The following is a 20122-nucleotide window of genomic DNA, read 5'->3' as shown; positions in this document are numbered from 1 at the left end:
CACCTCCCAAGGCTACAAACTTCCGCTCGTTAGTGGCTGGTGACAACGGACATCTCACAGGCTGCGAATTAGCGCTGGTGAGCCAGATGACTTGAGCAGCGCCGCAGCTTGCAGGTCGCGCATTACTCGAAGCAAGTCGCAGGCGCTGTTCTTCGAGTTTGCGAAGGCTGCATGTCCCTCGCACCGCCTTTCAAGAAAGCCTGCCCGTTTTGAATTCACACGCCACGTTCGGCCATTGGCCGACACCTCGATTCGGCCATCTTTTTTGCCGATCGAGGTGAGTCAGTGTGAATTTCAAAAGGGGGAGTTCAGGCTTTCTGGCGGGAGAGAGACTGCGCCTGAGTAAACGAGCAAGCAATCATTCGCCTGAGCAAGCGAACAATGCCTCAGGCGCCAACAGAACCGTTACGCCCCGTATGTCGAATCCAGATAACGCAAGATGTCATTCGACTCGTACATCGCCACACCCGTATTCGGGTCAATCAGGTACGGCACCTGAACATGGCCCGTGTTTTCCGCCAGCCATGCACGGTTACGTGTGGTGGCCTTTGGGCCTTTGAACAGCTTGTCGCGAAACACCGCAGGACCCAGGTCGGTCATCTTGCCCTTGGGGGTGTTTTTCAGCAGGTACGGTATTTCCAATTCGCACAGGCGCGCGCGCACTGGTTTTGAATAAGGGCTTGCCTCAAAGCTGTACAACACCAAGGGTTCCGCTGGCACTTTGGCAGGCCGTGCTTTCATGCCCTGAAAACCACCAATACGGTACTGGAACAAACTGGCCAGTACCGAACTGCCCACTGCCACTTTTCGACCCACGCCTTGTTGGCTTTTCAGCTTGCTGTCGTAGGTTTTGGCCAGGTAATCGATGATGTTGGCCGATTCGTTCATTACCACGCCGGTGTTGTCATCGACCAGCATCGGGAATTTTGTACCGGGCAACAAGGCGCGGGCCTCGTCGCGAAAGCGCTTGCTGCCGACAGGGCAAGGCAAGATGATCACATCCAGATCCATTTCAGACAGGGCTTCACGCACCAGTCGGCAATAGGGGCTGATCTCGATGTCATACAGCTTCAAGGGTTTTTCAGGTGTTTTTCGGGCGCGGGCAGTTACGCCAGTTCCGCGCCAGCCGCGGGCTGTTCCAGCCAGCAAATTGAAAATTGCGTCGATGTTCGTGTTCATGGTGGGCCTTGGTCTCGGAATTTGTCGTTATTTTGTGCGCGAATGGTTCTGCAGTGTAGACGAAACCCCCTAGCCCACCACTTTGCTTGTTACTATTTTTTCAAACACACCGTACCGGAGAACCATTTTGAAAAAACTGCTGTTGATCAACGGCCCCAACCTGAACCTTCTGGGTACACGCGAACCAGGTATTTACGGTCACATGACCCTAGCTGACATTGAAAAGGCGCTGAAAAACATCGCTTTTACCGACGGTTTCGAATTGCTGACCTTTCAAAGCAATCACGAAGGTGCCCTGATCGACCGTGTTCACAAAGCAAAAACTGAAGACATTGCAGGCATTGTGATCAACCCGGCTGGCTACACGCACACCAGCGTGGCCCTGCGTGACGCCTTGGCCGGCGTGGCCATTCCATTCATTGAAGTGCACCTGTCCAATATCTACAAGCGGGAAAGCTTCCGCCATCACAGCTATTTTTCGGATCTTGCTGAAGGCGTTATTTGCGGTCTGGGCTGGCAGGGCTATGTGTATGCGCTGCGCCAACTGGCGTCAAAACAGTCATAACAATAGAGTCGGCGGTGCCGACCCTGCAGAAATGTTGATTTCGTGTTCAATTTTGTAAAGATCAGTTAACCACTGAACAAAAGCCCACAGAGTGTGGTCTGATGGGCACTCGACAAGAACAATGACACCATGAAGCAGCACCCCAACTTACCTCAACCGAAAAACCTGTTGTTTGCAACGCAGGAAAACCGGTGGCCCACAACATTCACGGCTGTGGTTTCAGCCATATTGCTTGCCTTTCTTGCTGGCTGTGCCAGCATCGATGCCTCAAAACCTGAAATTGATTCACGCTTTGAAAACGCGAACTTCAAACCACTGGTGGGCAGCGATGCACAGCCAGCCCCCGCCGACTGGTGGGTTGGTTTTTCAAGCAATCAACTGAACACACTGATGCAAAAGGCGCAAGCGGACAACCTGAACCTGGCGGCTACCGCAGCACGTCTGCGTGCCGCACAAGCCAGTCTGGATGCAGCTCAGGCCAGCTTTTTCCCCACGCTGAATTTCAACGCGGGGCGACAGGAAAACACGGTCAAAGGTGTCAGCATTCAGGGCCAGGCCACCAACAACCGCGGCCTGTTTACCTCGGGCTCATTTAGCGCCAGTTATGAAATTGATTTGTGGTCGCGGGTGCGCAACACAGCGCAGACGGCTGAACTGCAACTTCAAGCCACACGTTTCGAACTGGATGCTGCAAAAATCAGCCTGGCTGGCGAACTGGCTACAACCTGGACGCAATGGGTGGCGGCAGACCAAACCGTGGCACTGCTTGAAAAAGAACTTGAAAGTTTCCAGACCAATTTGAAACTGGTTGAACTGCGCTTTCGACAAGGCAGTGCAGTTGCCTCAGATGTGCTGCAACAGCGCCAATTGGTGGAATCGGCCCAAGGCAATCTCGCACTGGCCAATTCCAATCGCGAGGTGTTGCTCAACAGCCTGTCCATTCTTGTGGGTCAAGCCCCAAACAGCCTTGATCTGACACGTGAACAACTCCCCACCCTACCCCCCATACCCGCCACGGGCATTCCGGCTGAATTGCTGAACCGCCGCCCGGATGTGCAACAGGCGTGGGCCCTGGTTTTGTCCACGGATCGAAGTGTGGCCGCAGCCATTGCAAACCGCTTTCCACAACTCAGCTTGCGGGCCAGCTTCAGTGACCAGACACGCAGCTCAGATCTGTTGTTCGACAATTGGGTGCGCAACCTCAGTGTCAACATTGTCGCCCCCCTGTTCGACGGGGGTGCGCGGTCTGCAGAAGTGAACCGTCAACGCGCCTTGCTTGATCAGGCTGTGGCGCAGTACCAAGCTGCCGCCTTGAGCGCACTGGTTGACGTGGACAATGCGCTGGTTCAGGAAACCCGTCAGCGTGAGGCCGTACGAAGTTTTCAACAACAGCTTGAGCTGGCAGAACTCAGTTTGAAACGCCTGTTTGCAGGTTATCGCAACGGGTCAGTCGACTACCTGGCCATTCTGGACGCACAACAAAGTACCAGCCAATTGCGCCGTAACCTGGTGAATGCACAACAACAATGGGTAGGCTTTCGCATCGCTTTGTACAGGGCTTTGTCAGGCAATATCCCCCAACAATCCACAGCAGCAGAACCGTCATGAGCAATCAGCCTTTTTTTAAACGCAAGTGGGTTCAAATTGGCTTGGCCATCGGAGTGATCACGCTGGGTGTGCTCGCCTCGGAATTGCTGGTGGCCACCGCGCCAACCGCCAGTCGAAAGCCACCAGAAAAAACCGCACGCCTGGTCACAACCGAAGCAGTTGAATCAGGCAACTACAACGTCAGCCTGCTGGGCTACGGCGTGGTTCAAGCCGAACAGCAGGTCACCTTGCAAGCCCGTGTCAGCGGTACAGTTCAAAGCATTGGGCCACAATTTGTTCCGGGGGCCACCTTCAAAAAAGGCGATGTTCTTGTTCAACTGGACAACACCGATTACCGAATCGAATTGCAAACAGCGCAGGCCTCTTTGGCGCAGGCACAATCCAACCTGACCTCTGAACAAGGCAACCAGGTTGTGGCGCAATCGGATTTCGAGTTGCTTGGGTTGAATGTGGACGAACGCGAACGGGCATTGATCCTGCGCAAACCGCAACTGGAAGCCGCGAAGGCCACCGTGCAATCTGCACAGGCCGGGGTAGAACGAGCCAAGGTGAACCTGGATCGCACCGTGCTGCGAGCCCCTTTTGACGGCGTGGTGGTCAGCCGCGAAGCCAGTGTGGGCGCACAGGTCAGCGCCAGCAGCACCTTGGGGGTCCTTGCCAGCAGCAAAGCCTATTGGGTTAGCGTTGCCGTTCCGCAAGCCGACGTGAAGTGGATCAATTTCCCGAGCGGGCAGCAAAAAGGCTCTACGGTGTGTGTCAATGATGCAAGCAGCAGGGAAAAAGGCTGTCACAAAGGTTATGTGCTCAGCCTGCAAACCAGTGTTCAGGACAACGGCCGACAAGCCCAGGTGTTGATTGAAATCCCGAGAACATCGGACAAAACGCTTCAACCTTTGCTGCTGGCCCAGTACGTCAAGGTGCGGTTCGAAGGCATTGAATTGAAGAATGTGTTCAAGCTGGCGCCGTCAACAGTGCACGACAGCAAGGTGTGGGTGAACGACAATGGCGAGCTTGACATTCGCCCGGTGAATATCGCGTTTCGTTCCGCAGAGTACGTGCTGATCGACAAGGGCCTGAAAGACGGTGAACACATTGTGACCTCCAACCTGGGCTCACCCGTGAACCGCATGGCCATTCGCACGAACACAGCCAATGCGTCCAACACACCCACCCCAGCGGCGGCGGTCAAGCCATGAACGCAGCCAGCAGACGGCGGGTAGACCGCTCAGGCCCACTGGCCTGGATGACCAAGAACACCGTAGCGGCCAACATTCTGATGTGGTTTTGCCTGATCGGTGGTGTCATTGGTTTCATGAACATGACCAAAGAAGTATTTCCGGAATTCGAGCTGGATCTGGTCACCATCACTGTGGCCTACCCTGGCGCCAGCCCCCAGGACGTTGAGCAGGGCATTGTGCTGGCCGTGGAGGAAGCCATTTCTGCCATTGAAGGCATTGTGGAAGTCAATTCCACTGCCAATGAAGGATCTGCCAGTGTTGTGGTGGAAATTGACGAATCCGAAGATGCCCAAGCGGTTTATGACCGAATCAAACAGGAAGTTGATCGCATCACCACGTTCCCCGGTGACGCTGAAGTACCTAACGTGGCATTGACCGCACGCAAACGCGGTGTAGTGACCCTGGTGGTTTACGGCGAAACCGATGAACTGTCGCTTCGTAACCTGGCCGAAGAAGTACGGGATGGTTTGCTTCAGAACCCTGGGATTACCCAAGTGGATCTCGCTGAAACCCGCGAACAGGAAATTCACATCGAGGTGCCCGAAGCCAAACTGAATGCATTCGGGCTCAGTCTCCAAGGAATTGCAGACAACATTCGCGCCAATGTGGTGGAAGTATCCGGCGGCAGTATTTCCACCCAAAGCGGTGAAATTCTGTTGCGCGTGTCTGAACGTCGCGACTTCGCCAATGAATTTGCTGCCCTGCCGATTGTGTCCCCGGTGGCAGGAACACCACTGAAACTGGGCGACATCGCCACAGTGCGCGATGGCTTTCAGGACGTCGACAAATACGCCACATTCAATGGCAAACCCTCGATTGAAATTTCGGTGTCGCGTATTGGGGATCAAACACCCATCGGCGTTTCAGAAGCAACCCAGGAAGCCCTGGAGAGAATTCGTCCACTAATGCCTGAAGGTGTGGACATCGCTGTGGTCAGCGACAGTTCAAGCACCTACAAACAACGTCAGGAACTACTGGCCAGTAACGCCCTGCAAGGTCTGTTGCTGGTCATGGTTCTGCTGACCCTGTTTTTGGACTGGAAACTCGCATTCTGGATCTGCATGGGCATTCCCACAGCGTTTCTGGGTGCCATGCTGCTACTACCGCTATTTGGTGTGACATTCAATATGATCTCGATGTTCGCCTTCATCATTGCCTTGGGCATTGTGGTGGACGACGCCATTGTGGCGGGTGAAAACATCTATGAATACCGCCAACAGGGCATGAGCTTGCTGGACGCATCCATCCAGGGTGCTCGCGATGTGGCCCTGCCCGTCACCTTCAGTATTCTGACCAACGTGGCTGCTTTCGCACCGCTGTTGTTTGTTCCCGGTTTCCTTGGAAAGATATGGGCGTCCATTCCTTTGGTGGTCTGCACGGTCTTCATCATTTCCCTGATGGAAGCCATTTTCATTTTGCCAGCTCATTTGGCGCACAGCAAAGAAGGGGCGGGCAAGTTTCACGACTGGCAACAACGGTTTTCCAAAAACTTCAGTCTGTTTATTGAACGTCGCTACAACCCTATCATCCAGAAATGTGTCGAATATCGCTATTTGTCCATGGCCATGGGCATTGCATTGATGATCGTAGTGCTGGCCTGGCCCATCAGTGGTCGAATGGGGTTCGAGCTATTCCCACAGGTGGAAGCTGACCTGTCTGAAGTTCGCGCAATTTTGCCGCTGGGGAGCACCAACGAACAGGTCAACGTCGTACGCGACAAAATTGTGGCCAGTGCCCTGAAAACTGTGGAAGCCACAGGCGGTGAAGAACAAAGTACAGGCATTTATGCCAGCGTAAACGAGAATAACATCACTGTAAAAACCTACCTGACCCCACCCGGCATACGCCCGGTTCCAACAGCCGAATTCACCGACCAATGGCGCAAGGAAGTGGGCACCATTCCAGGGGTTGAAACCATGCGCTTCGCTGCAGATTCTGGCGGTCCCGGGAGCGGGCCCGCATTCACAGTGCAGTTAAGCCATCGCAATGTAGATACACTTCGCGAGGCCAGTGAAGCCTTGGCACGCGAGTTGGCCAATTACCCCATGGTGTCTGAAATTGATGACGGTTTTCAAAACGGAAAGGAACAGTTCAGTTTCACATTAAAAGAGGAAGCTCGCCGCCTGGGCCTAAGCTCCAATGAGATCGGCAGGCAAGTACGTGCAGCATTTTTTGGTGCCGAGGCACTTCGCCAACAACGCGGACGCAACGAAATCAAAGTACTGGTGATGCGACCAGAAACAGAACAGTCTGCACAAACTGATGTTCGGGACCTGTTGATTCGCACGCCACAAGGTACTTTGGTGCCTTTGCATTCGGTGGTTGAATTTGATGACACCCGAGCGGTCGCCAACATCACCCGTCGCGATGGTCGCAGAACCATTTCAGTGACAGCAAACGTCAACCCACGCAACCAGGCGCAGCAAGTTCAAGCCACCACGGTGCAAGACCTGATGCCCAAGTTGATGAACGACTACCCGGGCCTGAGCTACAGCTTTGCAGGCAGGCAACAGGACTTTTCCGAAGCCACCAGCGGACTGGGCAAAGGCTTCATGGTCGCACTGTTGATGATTTACGTGCTGCTGGCCATTCCGTTCAAAAGCTACCTGCAACCCTTCGTCGTCATGCTGGCCATTCCTTTCGGAATATTTGGTGCCATTCTGGGCCACTTGCTGATGGGCTACAGCATCAGCATTGTGTCTATCATGGGTATTCTTGCGCTGGCGGGCGTGGTGGTCAACGACTCCCTGGTGATGGTGGACTATGCCAATGAAAAGGTTCGGGATGGCATGTCACCCTATGAAGCCATTTGCAGTTCAGGTGTGCGACGTTTCCGGCCCATCATGCTGACCACCGTGTCTACATTTGGTGGTTTGGCCCCCATGATTTTCGAGACATCGCGGCAAGCCAAGTTCATGATCCCCATGGCCATTTCTCTGGGTTATGGCATTTTATTTGCCACTGCTATTACACTGCTGCTGGTGCCTTGCCTCTACCTGATTATTGATGATTTGAGACGTTTGTTTGGTACGAGTCCGGGTCTTGAACCCGATAAAATTGACCTGACCAAACTCGAGGAAAACAGCGCGACATGACCGCGGCAGACCCAAATACACCCGAGTTTCTGACCACCAAAGAAGTGGCTGAACTGCTGCGGATCAAGGAACGCAAACTCTATGACCTGGTCAGCGCGCAGGAAATTCCATGTGTAAAAGCCACGGGAAAACTGCTGTTCCCCAAAGCGGAACTGATGCACTGGATACGGACCGGAGAAAAACCGGTTCAAACACAGACTGCGCCGCGTTTGAATGTGGTCTCGGGCAGCCACGACCCATTGCTGGAATGGGCCATTCGTGAATCCGGCTGTGGTTTGGCCATGCAGTTCGATGGCAGTTCAAGTGGCCTGGATGTATTCGAGAACGCGGGGTCAATGGCCACTGGCCTGCATGTTCTAAACCCGGCAGCCACCGCGTGGAATATCCATGTGGTTCAAACCCGATTTGCCAGCAGCCATGTGGTGCTGGTGAATTGGGCCGTGCGGCAGCAAGGCTTGATTGTGGCCAGAGACAACCCAAAACGGATTGGCAGTGTGGCTGACCTGTCTGCCTTGAAAGTAGCCTTACGCCAACGCGGCGCGGGCGGCATGATTCTGTTTGAACACCTGCTGCAGGCACAAGGTTTGAAACTGGATACCTTGAATGTGACCGAAACCTGCCGTACCGAGAATGACACCGTTGCTGCAGTGGCTGGAGGAAGAGCAGACGCCGCACCTGGTTTGCAGGCACTGGCCCTTCAGTTTGGTTTGGGTTTTGTGCCCACTCAAACTGAACAATTCGACTTGTTGGTGTGCAGAAAAGCGTGGTTCGAGTCACCCTTTCAAACACTGCTGAAATTCACGCAGACAAGCGAGTTCAAGACCAAAGCCCAGCAATTTGCGGGCTATGACACCACGGCACTGGGTACCGTGGTGTGGAACGCCTAGCGATTCCAAAAAACTTACTTCGTTGCCTTATTTAGGCGCATTGGGAAAGAACAGCGACTGCCCGTTCTGTTTGAATCCCGCAATGGTGGCCTGTCCTTTCGGTGACAAAATCCAGCTCACGAAAGTATTGCCCAAGTCACTTTTCACATTCGGGCATTTGGCTGGGTTTACGGCAATTACGCCATACTGGTTAAACAGTGTGGGGTCGCCTTCCACCGCAATCTTGAAATTGCCCTTGTTACCAAACGCAATCCAGCTGGCACGGTCAGCCAACACGTAAGCGCCCATGCCCACCCCGGTGTTCAAGGTGGCGCCCATGCCTGAACCTGTTTCGCGGTACCACTTGCCACTGACGGCCTTCACATCCACCTTGGCCTCTTTCCACAATTCCTGTTCTTTCTTGTGGGTGCCGCTGTCGTCACCACGCGAAGCAAACAAGGCCTGCTTGTCGGCAATCGCCTTCATGGACTTGACAACTTCCTTGCTGCCAGCCACACCGGCTGGGTCATTGCTTGGGCCAACCACCACGAAGTCGTTGTACATCACATCGGTGCGTTTCACGCCATACCCTTCGGCCACGAATTTTTCTTCGGCAGATTTGGCATGCACCAGCACCACGTCTCCATCGCAGTTCTGCGCATTTTTCAAAGCCTGACCTGTACCCACGGCGACGACGCGAACATCAATGCCGGTATCGGCTTTGAATGCGGGCAACAGGTGGCCGAACAAGCCAGAGTTTTCTGTGGATGTAGTGGACTGAACCACGATGAACTTGTCGGCGGCATGGGCCTGGTGCACCAAGCCATTTGCAAATACGCCGCTTGCCATCAACAAGGCCAATGTTTTGATTTGAGTTTTCATGTGTGTCTCCGTTTGCTTCAGCAAAAAAATCAGTCAATCAATAACTCACCGGCCAGGTAAGCTTTCGCTTCCCGACTGGCCGGCTGGTTCAAAAAGGAATTGGTGGCCTGGACGGCATGCGCCTGGCCTTTGTGCACAAACATCACTTCGTCTGAAAGGCGGGCTGCCTGCCCCTGGTCATGCGTCACCAGCAACACTTTCACGCCACACTGGCTGGCACGCCGCACAATGTTTTCAATCAAGGCCGTGGCCTGTGGATCAAGGCTTGCGCTGGGTTCATCCAGCACCAACAAGCCGGGCTTGGCCGCCAAGGCGCGCAACAAGGTCAGGCGTTGCTGTTCACCGCCAGAAAGTTTGCGGGCCGGGGATTTGGACAGGTGTTCCATGCCGCCCAGTTCAAGCAGGGCTTGCGCGCGAGCAAGTCGCTGGCCCCGCTCTAGCCCCGCAATGGCCAAGGCGTGTAACAGGTTGTCTTGCACACTGCGGCGCAACAACACCGGGCGCTGAAACACAAAGCCGATTTGGCCCGCAAGCAAACCAGGCTTGTTGTTGTAAAGTACGCGCCCTTGGTCAGGCTGAATCAAGCCAGCGAGTAGCCGCAAAATCAGGCTTTTGCCAGCACCATTGGGCCCCATGATGGCGGTGATGCCTTGCGCGCCAATCTCCAGATTCAAATTGCTGTAAATGGCGCGTTTGGCAAACGCCAGGTGAATACCTTCAAAGCGGATGGGCAGGTGTTCAGAAAATGATTTACCGGGCGCAAGCAAGGCACGGTCGCTGTTAATCGAATTGTGCATCGGAGAGGTCACTTCACGCATACGCCCTCTTCTGAGCGCTGTTTTTCAGCAAAAACAAGGCGGCATTGATCAGGATGGACAACACAATGAGAATAATGCCCAAACCCAGTGCCAGCGCCAGCTGACCTTTCGACGTTTCAAGCGCAATGGTGGTGGTCATGACACGGGTCACATTGGCAATGTTGCCGCCCACAATGATGACTGCACCCACTTCGGCCAATGCCCGCCCCAAGCCTGCCAGTGCGCTGGTAAGCAGGGAATAGCGTGCGTCCACAATCAAGGTCCAGATGGTTTGAACGCGGCTGGCATTCATGGCCCGCAACATTTCATCGTATTCGCCGTACAGGTCTTCAATCACCTGCCGGGCCAATGCAGCCACGATCGGCGTCACCAACACCACCTGTGCAATCACCATGGCGGTTGGGGTGTAAAGCAGTTGCAGAAAACCCAATGGGCCAGCTGCAGACAAAAACAGGTAGATCACCAAGCCCACCACCACCGGGGGCAAGCCCATCAAGGAATTCAGAAACACCACCAACAGCATCCGACCCGGAAAGCGCCCCACAGCGAGCGCGGCACCAATTGGGAAACCCAGCACACAGGCCATGACTACGGCCGTAAGTGTTACCTGAAGCGACAAGGCAATAATGTCGATCAATACGGGGTCCGCTTGCCCGATCAGGGAAAACGCTTGAACAAAGGCTTGTGAGAAATCTTGCATTCGACTGCATTTTTTACGGAACGAATGCAGTGTACGGGGAAAAGACGAGACAGGTTATTGGTGGTAACACCAGCAACAGCAAAACGGAGGGTATAAAAAAGGCAGAGGACAAATTGTCCGAATTCGGGGTGGTCCCCTGCCGAAACCAGCTGACCCAATGCTAGTCAGATCAGCCAGTGCTTGGTCAATACGGTGTTACTGCAACAAGCTCAGCACGTTGTTGGGCAACTGGTTGGCCTGGGCCAGCATGGCGGTACCAGCCTGCTGCAAAATCTGTGAACGGGTCAGGTTCGCTGTTTCCTTGGCGAAGTCTGCATCCATGATGCGTCCGCGTGCGGCCTGCAGGTTGGTGCTGGAGGTGTCGGCAAAGGAAGCCACCTGTTCAAGGCGGCTTTGGCCCGCGCCCACCACAGCCCGAATGCCCGTGATGGCATCAATCGAGGCGTCCAGTGTGTCAATCGCCGTGGTGGCGTTGGCCACGTCGGTGATGGCACCGAGGTTGGTTTGAATATCGGCTGCGCCGTTGGTCAGGATGGTAGTCAGGTCGTTGCCTGTGCTCAAGCCGTCGTCGGTCAAATTCAATTCAAGTGTGTCGGTGGTGGCGTTGCCCGTGCCCACCTGGAAGCTCAGTGTCTGGTTGGCTGCATCAAACAGGTTGTTGCCGTTGAAGGTGCTGCCTGTGGTGATGCGGTCCACTTCGTTGGCCAGCTCCGTGTATTCACGGTTCAGGTTCACGCGGTCGGTGTCGTTCAGGGTGCCGTTCTTGGCTTGAACAGCCAATTCACGCATGCGCTGCAGGTTGTCTGTCATCTTGCCCATGGCGCCGTCAGCGACCTGGAGAAGAGAGATACCGTCGTTGGCATTGCGGCCCGCCACATCAAAGCCCCTGATCTGTGCTTGCATGCGCTCGGCGATTGCCAGGCCTGCTGCGTCGTCCTTGGCGCTGTTGACACGAAGGCCAGAAGACAGGCGGGCGATTGAGTTGTTCAAACCGATGCCTGAACCTGACAGGTTCTTCTGGGCGGTCAGCGATGCAACGTTGGTATTGATTCCTAGCATGATATTTCTCCAAGCAATTCAGTTGAGTTCATCGGGCTGCATCACTGTGTGTGCTGCCTCATGATTCATTAACGCTTGGAAAAATCGATTCTTTAGGGTCTATACCAAAAAAATTTAACTGGGTACCCTCAGACGAAGCGCCCAGGCCTGCAAAGCCTGCAACTGCGCAGCCAGGTTGGATTTGATTTTGTCATCCGTCACATTGCCATCGGTATCGAAACCACCCGCAAAAGCATTCGCAAACACCTCGGGTTTATTCAAGGGGTGCAAATCAACATACACGCACACTTGCCGCAAATGATATTGCGCCCTGGAAGTGCCCATGCCACCACCCGCCCCACACAGTGCAACCGCCTTGCCACCCAGCAATTTGTTGTCCGGGTAACGCGAGGCCCAGTCAATGGCGTTTTTCAATACCGGCGCAATGGAATAGTTGTATTCCGGGCAAGCCAGCAACAAGGCATCAGCCTGCTCTAATTGCTTGAAAAACGTTTCCACTGCTACCGGCTTTTCTTGCAGGTCCGCATTGTAAAAAGGAATCTGGCTGACATCGGCAAATTCAAATTCCATGCCTTCCGGCAATTGGCTGGCTGCCGCACGCAACAAACCGGTGTTGCACGACTTGGCGCGCAGACTGCCTGAAATACCCAGCACGCGAATGATTTTGCTCATGGTGAACTCCTCTTAATCTTTCTTGGGGGGAATGGCGTAAGTACCTACGGCGTGAGCAACCGGATCGGCCAAGCCCTCGGAATACACGCTGACTTCACCAATGGCCAAAGTTTTACCCACCTTGATCAACTTGCACACCCCGATGATGTCGCGGTCCGCAGAAGGCTTTCTCAAAAAGTTGATGTTCATGTTGGTAGTCACGGCCAGGGGCACAATGCCGATCCGTCCAAGTATACCGACGTACAGCGCACAGTCGGCCACCAGGAACATGACCGGCCCTGCCACGGTTCCGCCTGGCCGTAGCTCCGCGTCAGTAATCTTGTGGCGAATGGTGGCCGATTCGCCATCGACGTGTTCAACCGTGATTTTGCTTTGGGGAAATTGCGTGTTGATGAATTCATTCATCAGATCTTTCGTGACCACCGACTGCCTCCGTTCTATTGGAACTGTTCTGTTGTTTTTCGTTACTAAAAAAGCTTTTCTTTTTTTATTTTTCTAGAGGACATTATGCAAGCAGTGAAGTCACTACTCACCCAACAACTGGCAGAAATGAAAGGCAAGATACCCGAATCAAACGGGGTCAGCGTCAAACAATTCGAAAGCTTGCCAAAAACCGTGGCACAGTCGCTGGCCTTTTCACTTCAAGCCGAACAAGCGGGGCTGAAACCTTTGGGAAGCAGTGCGCACCAAGTGTCGATGAGTTGCTATGAAATTGCCGAACAAACGCCACCCGATTCATTTGTGCCGACACCCAATGGCGAGTCACTCACCAAGCTCGATTACCTGCAAGCCGCTGCCAACTTAAGTCCGAAAAAAACATTTCTATGGCAAGCCTTGGCTGAAAACCTTGGGGAACACCAAACTGTGACAGTGGGGCAGCAAAGGCTGAACAAATCAGATTGCCAGGCTCGCAGCGCACCCCTACCTCCAATTCGGGTCAAATTAGCTGAGACCCCCCCAGAAAACCAGACCCACACCAATCAGGGCGCTGCCCCCCAAAACCTCCAGCACCGTTCGCTTGAAGTAAAACAAGGCCACAACGGCACCCGTTGAAATCAATACGGAAAGCCAGTCAGGCTGACCGTTCAACCCTTGTGGTAACCACACATGGTAGGCAAAGAAAATGGCCAGATTCACAACCACACCCACCACAGCCGCAGTAATGGCCAACAAGGGTGCGGTGAATTTCAAATCGCCATGTGTGCTTTCAACCAAAGGCCCGCCAGCAAGAATAAAAACAAACGAAGGCAAAAAGGTAAACCAGGTCACGAGTGCCGCAGCAAGCGCACCGGCTACGAAAGCGTTTTCAGGTCCGAATGCCGCCTGTACATAGGCCCCCACAAAACCAACAAAGGCCACCACCATGATCAGCGGCCCAGGCGTGGTTTCACCCAGCGCCAGGCCATCAATCATTTGGGTTGGTGTCAACCAGCCATAATGCCCCACCGCCCCCTGATACACATATGGCAACACGGCATAGGCCCCACCAAAAGTCAGCAAAGCCGCCTTGGTAAAAAACCAGCTCATTTGCGTAAACGTGTTGGCCCAACCCAAAGTCAGGGTGAGCAAACCCATGGGCACCACCCACAACAACACACCGGTTAAAACCACACAGGCCAAACGCTTTTTGCTGAAGCGTGCATGTTCAGGCGTGGGGGTGTGGTCATCGATCAAGGCAGGCCCGTAATTTTTCTGCCCCGCTGCGTGGGCAGCGCTGCCATTGAATTTCTCAGGGAAATAGCGCCCACCGAGAAACCCGATAATCGCTGCTACCAGCACAATCAGGGGGAAAGGTACGTTCATCGCAAAAATAGCCACAAACGAAGCTGCAGCGATGCACCACATCCAGTTGTTCTTCAAGGCCCGTGACCCAATGCGATGGGCAGCATGCAACACAATGGCGGCCACGGCAGGTTTGATGCCGTAGAAAACGCCGGCCACCAAGGGGACATCGCCAAATGCCAGGTACACCCAGGACAGCGCAACCAAGATAAACAGCGAGGGCAGCACAAACAACACACCTGCCAACACCCCACCCCATGTGCGGTGCATCAACCAGCCCAAATAGGTAGCCAACTGCTGGGCTTCAGGCCCCGGCAGCAGCATGCAGTAGTTCAGGGCGTGCAGAAAACGTTTTTCAGAAATCCAGCGGCGGCGTTCCACCAACTCCTCGTGCATGATCGCAATTTGCCCGGCAGGGCCACCAAAGCTGATAAAGCCCAGCTTCAACCAAAACCAGAACGCTTGCATCAGGGTAATGGGTTGGGGGTCAAGGCGGGGGGGTTCGGAATGTGGGGCGGCTTCGGTCATCAACCACGGACTCTTTGTTTCAAAGATTTACAGTCTATCCCACCACCCCGGGTGTAATCAGGCCAAGTGAGCAGATTGCCTAACACTGCGATATGCCAGTAGGTTCACGGGTCCTGCAATTACCTCAAGCCTGTTCGCCGCCATGGATTTCGCCCACATTCCCGTATTTGGTCAGTCAGTCAAACCTGGACTTGGCCTTCGCTTTCGCGGCAACTATTGGGCATTTTTTGACAAGCGGACCGAGCTGTCCCCTTGGCTGATTTTGCACCGGGAATCGGTTAACGACACAGAACTTGATGAACTGCTGTTACACGGGTTCCCGCGCACACGCACAGGCGACACCGTGGATTGCAAAGTGTTGACCCACTTTGGGCTGATCCAAGGCGATTTGTATGAAGACGGCTGGACAGTGGGCCGAACTGAACGCCAGCGCACGGCCGCATTCACGGGCGATGTGCTGGTAGTCAAGATTCCGCTTTCGGCGAATCCGCAGAAAGACCTGCTTGACCCCGAAAGCATTTACTGGAGCAGCCAGACCAAGCTGGTACAGCACGCTGTAGGCAGCCCAGAACATGAGCGGGGCAAAGCCCTGGTAGAAATGGCCAGTATTTTGCTGGCCCGCTGGCGCGAACACGACACCCAGAACCTGGATTTCAAAATCAAGAACCGAATACAGGAATTGTGGGAAGAAGGAAAGGCCGTGGCCAGCGGGGCGGGTGCCGCCGCCATGGGCTTTGTTCAGGGTTTGTGGGATTTGATCAAGGTCACGGTGGAGTTTGATCAAACCGTATTCAAGGCAAGCTGCCATGGAGTGGAAACCATCATTGCGTCCAACTTCAGCCAGATCAAGACCATGTTGCTGGACGCAGGCATGGCCGCTTACAACACGGCGCAGGAAATGACAGCAGCCGTGAAGGAAGGCTTGCGACTTCTTGAACGAATCGGTTCCGACCGTTTGTTGCGCACTGGCCTGTTCGAGTTTCTGGACGGCTACGGCGAAAGCGTGCCGCACCTTCGAAGGCTGCACAATGCTTCCACCGTGGTGTTCACCATCGGCATTGAGGTACTGCTGGCCATTGCCACCATGGGTGGAAGCCTGGCAGTGGGAGCCGCACGCGTTGGTGCCCGTATTGGTAGCGGGGCTGCCCGGGCGGCAAGCCACGTGGGCCCATTTACCATGAAGGCGATTGGCCACCTGGCCCGCTTTGCCAAAGCGATGGACAAAGCCCAGGCCCCAAAAATGCGCAGTGTAGACTCTGCCCCCGCAGCAAAGCCGGCAGGTGGAGGTGGTAAATCTGGTTCTGCTGGTGGCGCAGGCAATGGTGTAGGAAATAAAAACGCAACGCCAAAGGCCGCAGACAACAATTCCCAAGGCGCCAGTTGCACCAAGGTGTCTTGCACGGAAACAGCGGGCGAGCCCATCAGCATGTTCAACGGCGAGGAATTGCTGCAACTGGTGGACTGCACCCTGCCCGGCCTCATCGGCCTGAACTGGCAGCGCACCTACCGCAGCAGCCTTGCGGAAAAAGGGTTCAACACGGGCCTTGGCAAAGGTTGGTCCCACCCCTTGGGCCAGCACCTTGAAGTGAACGCCGACAGCCTGAACTACATCGACGACGAAGGCCGCGCGGTTTATTTCAAACCCCTCGCAATTGGACAACGCTCTAACAACCTCAGTGAATTTGTGACACTGGTGCGCACAGGGGAGCACGCCTATCGCCTGCAAGCCAACAACGGCCTGGGGATAAGCTGGTTTTTTGAACAACTGCGCGATGATTCCTTGCACAGCAAGCAGCCGGGCAAATGCGCACTGGTTCGCATGGAAGACGCGTTTGGCAACACACTGCGCATTGAATACACCGCAGGCCGGGCCACGCATGTCCACAGCAGCCAAAGCACTTGGGTGATTGGCTACAACGCACACGGGCTTGTGTCGCAGATTGCCCAACTGGCGGCTGATGGTTCAACTGGTGCGGAAGCCAGCCCCTTGGGTGTGAACCAGTTGGTGCTGGTGCAATACCGGTACAACGAACAAGGCCAGTTGACAGGCGCCATGGATGCCGCCGGCTTCGAAGAGCAATACGCCTACAACGCCGACAATGTGCTGGTGCAACGCACCCTCAAAAGCGGCTACAACATTTACTTTGAATGGCAGCGCGTTGCGGCAGACGGCACCGCATGGCCCAACGCACGTTGTGTACGCCAGTGGGGCGACCCTGTCGATGGTCAACCCACCTACCACTACCGGTTTGAATGGAATGTGAATGGCTGCGCCAACCACAGCGCATCCATCGACAGCCGAGGTGCCCGCACCGACTACCAGTTCAATGAGCAGGGCCAGCCCACCTGGGTTCGTGGCCCCGAGGGTGGCACCACCCGCACCCGTTACAACAGCAACGGGCAAGTGCTTGAGCGCATTGACCCGCAAGGTTTTGGTGAACAGTTTCAGTACAACAGCAAAGGTCACTTGGTGGCCTACACCAACAAGCTGGGGCAACTGCACCAATTTGAATTGAATGCACAAGGGCAGGTGTTGAAGCACATCGCACCCGCCAACCCGGACGGCAAACAAGCCGTTCGCACCAACACCTACACCCCCGAAGGCCTGCTGGCCACCCACACAGACGCAACCGGCGCCACCACACGGTACCGTTACAACAGCCTGGGCCTGCTGTGCGAAACCATCAGCCCCTTGGGACAAAGCAGCCGTATTCTGTACAACGCCCAAGGGCAAGTACAGGCGCAAACCAATGCATTGGGCCAAAGCAACACGGTGCAGTTTGACAACTGGGGGCGGCTGGCCAGTGTCACCAACCCGCTGGGAAGAACAGCCTGGTATGCCTATGACCTGATGGGGCGCTGCACCCGCGCCAGCAACCAGGAAGGCTTGACCACGCAGTATAGCTACGGCCCACTGGGGCAGCTTGAAAGCATCACCGACCCCACAGGCCGCAGCACGGTGTATGAGTACGCTGACCGCCTAAGCCAGCCCACCGCCCGCATTGACCCCATGGGCAATCGCCTGCGTTACCGCTACGACAGCGAACGCAACCTGATTGAACTCCAAAATGAAAACGGCCAAAGCTGCCATTTTGATTATGACCTCGCAGAAAGACTGATCAAGGAAAGCGGCTTCGACGGCCGGGTTCAAACCTACCACTACAACGCCGCATGCCATCTGCTGGAAAAACAGGAATGGGGCGTGCTGCATGGCCAGCTTGGCGGGGGGCAACAATCTACCCTGCTCGACTTGGACCAGATTCCAGCGCAACCCGTGGCTTACACCCGTTACAAACGCGACGCACACGGCAAGCTGCTAACCGCCACGCACAGCGATGGAGATGAAGCACATTTTGAATACAACTCCCAAGGCCAGTTAATTCAGGCGTTCAATGCCCACCGCCAACTGGCGTGGGAAGTGGATCTGGAAGGCCGCGTGCTGGCTGAAATTCAAGACCAACACCGAATTGAACACCAGTACAACCTGGGCGGTTGGCTCAAGCTTACCCACTGGCAAGCCATGGGCGCAGGTGCACCGGAAGGGACGCTGGCCTACCAGTACAACGCGCTGGGCCTAGTCAGTGAAATCAATTTGAATGGCACGCTGCTGGCACAGTTCGAGCGCGACACGCTGGGCCGTGAACTGATGCGCAAACTCAGTAACCAGGTGCACACCCAAAGCCTGTACGACCCACAAGGCAGGCTTGTTGGGCAAGTGAATCGGCGTGAATTTTCGCCTTCCAGTTCAGTCGAGAAAAACACAATTTCGCGCAGGCGTTATTGCTACAACCCGCGCAACCAACTGGTACGGATTGATGACCAGGGCCACGGCACCCACCTGTACCATTACGACGTGCTGGACAGGCTGCGCACCGTGGAAGGCTCCACGCCGGAAGCGTTTCTGTTCGACCCCGCCAGCAATTTGCTGGAAACACTGGACGGGCAAGAAGCCACCGACGCACTGGCCAGCAAAGCCCTGCCCGAACCCACAAGCCCCAATGCCCACCGGCCACAGCAGGCACCGGGCAACAGGCTGAAACGCCAGGGCAACCGCCGATTCAACTACGATGCACGCGGCAACCGCATTGAAGAAGTTATCGAGCGCGGCCCCCGCCAAGGGCAAGTAACACGCTACCGCTACAACGCTCAAAACCAGCTTGTGGAAGTGAATGTGGGCGGAGTGATCACCCGCTATGCCTACGACGCACTGGGCAGGCGGATTTCAAAAAACAGCGAGCACGGCAGCACCACTTTTTACTGGAACGGCGACGTGTTGTTGGGCGAGGTCAATCGCGGATCTTCTGCCGCCTCGGCCGCTACCGGCCATAGCACTACACCCAGCCGCACCTACCTGTATGAGCCTTTCAGTTTCAAGCCGTTGGCACTGGTACAAGGTGCGCAGGTGTACCACTACCACACCGACCACATTGGCACGCCGCGCGAAATCACCAACGCTCAGGCCGAGGTGGTGTGGGCCAGCACCTTCAAAACTTATGGCGCGCTTGCCCTTGCGCATGTGAACGAAGTGGAAAACCCGCTGCGTTTTCAGGGTCAGTATTACGATTGCGAAACCGGATTACACTACAACAGGCACCGGTACTACGACCCGAACTGCGGGCAATTCACTACGCAGGACCCGATTGGTTTGCTGGGGGGAATGAATGCCTACCAGTACGCGCCGAACCCAGTGACGTGGGTGGATCCGTGGGGGTTGAGTTGTAAGGAAGGCGATAATGCCCCTTTGATTTCCCGAACCGACTTTATCACCGAGAAAGACAAAGCATTTTTTTGGTCAGGATTAGGTCGTGATGGTGCTATCAAAGCACAAGAAATTGCTCGAGAGAGAGGAGGGGTAACACTTGAAACAACAATTGAAGGTAGAAATATTCGAATGCCCGCTTGGGATGCCTCGGACCCTGCAAAAGTCAAAGCTTGGCAGGATGCTTCAAAATATTACGCCGAAGGCGCAAGCGGAAAGGTACATGCTATTTTGGGTGATAACTTGAGGCCAGGAAATATTTGGGAAACCTATGAGTTTCCAGCCCTAAAAAACAACCCAAAGGTGACGGAAATAATTAGAGTCAGTCCTGCTAATGGCGCGGAAGAGATACTTTTTAAACGGTAACGAAA

General features: G+C 54.9%; 15 protein-coding genes. 7 read left to right on the top strand and 8 right to left on the bottom strand.

The features are described 5' to 3' along the window. Positions 1-405: 405 nt before the first annotated feature. The gene (locus RGQ30_RS04940) at positions 406-1179 is read right to left on the bottom strand and encodes a glutathione S-transferase N-terminal domain-containing protein (protein WP_130558812.1); all 774 of its coding nucleotides are present in this window, start codon (positions 1177-1179) and stop codon (positions 406-408) included. 127 nt (positions 1180-1306) lie between these two features. Between RGQ30_RS04940 and aroQ the strand changes: the two genes are divergently transcribed. The 5 genes from aroQ to RGQ30_RS04915 all read left to right on the top strand — a co-directional run bounded on the left by aroQ (position 1307) and on the right by RGQ30_RS04915 (position 8572). After that, positions 1307-1744, top strand: coding sequence for a type II 3-dehydroquinate dehydratase (aroQ, locus tag RGQ30_RS04935; protein ID WP_130558813.1), 438 nt, complete (start codon positions 1307-1309; stop codon positions 1742-1744). 129 nt (positions 1745-1873) lie between these two features. After that, complete coding sequence (locus RGQ30_RS04930; RefSeq protein WP_130558814.1) at positions 1874-3352, top strand: efflux transporter outer membrane subunit; 1479 nt, start codon at positions 1874-1876, stop codon at positions 3350-3352. Beyond that, a complete protein-coding gene (locus RGQ30_RS04925; protein WP_338284819.1) occupies positions 3349-4548 on the top strand; it encodes an efflux RND transporter periplasmic adaptor subunit in 1200 nt (399 codons plus the stop codon). The genes RGQ30_RS04930 and RGQ30_RS04925 overlap by 4 nt, the downstream gene beginning before the upstream one ends. Then, positions 4545-7685 (top strand): efflux RND transporter permease subunit, encoded by a 3141-nt coding sequence (locus tag RGQ30_RS04920; RefSeq protein ID WP_130558816.1) that lies wholly within the window; start codon positions 4545-4547, stop codon positions 7683-7685. Before RGQ30_RS04925 ends, RGQ30_RS04920 begins: the two co-directional genes overlap by 4 nt. After that, a complete protein-coding gene (locus tag RGQ30_RS04915; protein WP_130558817.1) occupies positions 7682-8572 on the top strand; it encodes a helix-turn-helix transcriptional regulator in 891 nt (296 codons plus the stop codon). The genes RGQ30_RS04920 and RGQ30_RS04915 overlap by 4 nt, the downstream gene beginning before the upstream one ends. 27 nt (positions 8573-8599) lie before the next feature. On the opposite strand, the gene RGQ30_RS04910 is transcribed toward RGQ30_RS04915, so the two are convergent. From RGQ30_RS04910 to RGQ30_RS04885, 6 genes are all read right to left on the bottom strand, one after another. Beyond that, positions 8600-9433, bottom strand: a complete 834-nt coding sequence (locus RGQ30_RS04910; protein WP_130558818.1) for an ABC transporter substrate-binding protein — start codon at positions 9431-9433, stop codon at positions 8600-8602. Positions 9434-9462: 29 nt separating this feature from the next. Further along, the gene (locus RGQ30_RS04905; protein ID WP_130558819.1) at positions 9463-10251 is read right to left on the bottom strand and encodes an ATP-binding cassette domain-containing protein; all 789 of its coding nucleotides are present in this window, start codon (positions 10249-10251) and stop codon (positions 9463-9465) included. Then, positions 10244-10951 (bottom strand): ABC transporter permease, encoded by a 708-nt coding sequence (locus tag RGQ30_RS04900; RefSeq protein WP_130558820.1) that lies wholly within the window; start codon positions 10949-10951, stop codon positions 10244-10246. The genes RGQ30_RS04905 and RGQ30_RS04900 overlap by 8 nt, the downstream gene beginning before the upstream one ends. A 195-nt stretch (positions 10952-11146) precedes the next feature. Further along, on the bottom strand, positions 11147-12010 hold the full coding sequence (locus tag RGQ30_RS04895) for a flagellin N-terminal helical domain-containing protein (RefSeq protein ID WP_338284818.1): 864 nt from the start codon (positions 12008-12010) through the stop codon (positions 11147-11149). A gap of 114 nt (positions 12011-12124) precedes the next feature. Next, positions 12125-12682, bottom strand: a complete 558-nt coding sequence (locus RGQ30_RS04890) for an NADPH-dependent FMN reductase (protein WP_130558060.1) — start codon at positions 12680-12682, stop codon at positions 12125-12127. A gap of 12 nt (positions 12683-12694) precedes the next feature. Continuing rightward, complete coding sequence (locus tag RGQ30_RS04885) at positions 12695-13105, bottom strand: PaaI family thioesterase (RefSeq protein ID WP_130558061.1); 411 nt, start codon at positions 13103-13105, stop codon at positions 12695-12697. 84 nt (positions 13106-13189) lie between these two features. Between RGQ30_RS04885 and RGQ30_RS04880 the strand changes: the two genes are divergently transcribed. Beyond that, positions 13190-13735 (top strand): hypothetical protein, encoded by a 546-nt coding sequence (locus tag RGQ30_RS04880; RefSeq protein WP_338284817.1) that lies wholly within the window; start codon positions 13190-13192, stop codon positions 13733-13735. Here RGQ30_RS04880 and chrA read toward each other — a convergent pair. Then, on the bottom strand, positions 13625-14992 hold the full coding sequence (chrA, locus tag RGQ30_RS04875) for a chromate efflux transporter (protein ID WP_130558063.1): 1368 nt from the start codon (positions 14990-14992) through the stop codon (positions 13625-13627). The two genes, RGQ30_RS04880 and chrA, sit on opposite strands and share 111 nt — an antisense overlap. Positions 14993-15134: 142 nt before the next feature. On the opposite strand from chrA, the gene RGQ30_RS04870 reads away from it, so the two are divergent. Next, positions 15135-20117, top strand: a complete 4983-nt coding sequence (locus RGQ30_RS04870; RefSeq protein WP_130558064.1) for an RHS repeat-associated core domain-containing protein — start codon at positions 15135-15137, stop codon at positions 20115-20117. Positions 20118-20122 lie beyond the last annotated feature (5 nt).

It is taken from the genome of Limnobacter thiooxidans (genome assembly GCF_036323495.1).
Lineage (GTDB): Bacteria > Pseudomonadota > Gammaproteobacteria > Burkholderiales > Burkholderiaceae_B > Limnobacter > Limnobacter thiooxidans.
The sequence above is the reverse complement of the archived record's forward strand: the minus strand, read 5'-3'. Positions and strand labels throughout refer to the sequence as shown.

Bases quoted from the DNA above. Each gene is read 5' to 3' on its own strand.
- RGQ30_RS04940 (WP_130558812.1), bottom strand. From the start codon at position 1,179: ATGAACACGAACATCGACGCAATTTTCAATTTGCTGGCTGGAACAGCC.
- RGQ30_RS04930 (WP_130558814.1), top strand. From the start codon at position 1,874: ATGAAGCAGCACCCCAACTTACCTCAACCGAAAAACCTGTTGTTTGCA.
- RGQ30_RS04925 (WP_338284819.1), top strand. From the start codon at position 3,349: ATGAGCAATCAGCCTTTTTTTAAACGCAAGTGGGTTCAAATTGGCTTG.
- RGQ30_RS04920 (WP_130558816.1), top strand. From the start codon at position 4,545: ATGAACGCAGCCAGCAGACGGCGGGTAGACCGCTCAGGCCCACTGGCC.
- RGQ30_RS04915 (WP_130558817.1), top strand. From the start codon at position 7,682: ATGACCGCGGCAGACCCAAATACACCCGAGTTTCTGACCACCAAAGAA.
- RGQ30_RS04910 (WP_130558818.1), bottom strand. From the start codon at position 9,433: ATGAAAACTCAAATCAAAACATTGGCCTTGTTGATGGCAAGCGGCGTA.
- RGQ30_RS04905 (WP_130558819.1), bottom strand. From the start codon at position 10,251: ATGCGTGAAGTGACCTCTCCGATGCACAATTCGATTAACAGCGACCGT.
- RGQ30_RS04900 (WP_130558820.1), bottom strand. From the start codon at position 10,951: ATGCAAGATTTCTCACAAGCCTTTGTTCAAGCGTTTTCCCTGATCGGG.
- RGQ30_RS04895 (WP_338284818.1), bottom strand. From the start codon at position 12,010: ATGCTAGGAATCAATACCAACGTTGCATCGCTGACCGCCCAGAAGAAC.
- RGQ30_RS04890 (WP_130558060.1), bottom strand. From the start codon at position 12,682: ATGAGCAAAATCATTCGCGTGCTGGGTATTTCAGGCAGTCTGCGCGCC.
- RGQ30_RS04880 (WP_338284817.1), top strand. From the start codon at position 13,190: ATGCAAGCAGTGAAGTCACTACTCACCCAACAACTGGCAGAAATGAAA.
- chrA (WP_130558063.1), bottom strand. From the start codon at position 14,992: ATGACCGAAGCCGCCCCACATTCCGAACCCCCCCGCCTTGACCCCCAA.
- RGQ30_RS04870 (WP_130558064.1), top strand. From the start codon at position 15,135: ATGGATTTCGCCCACATTCCCGTATTTGGTCAGTCAGTCAAACCTGGA.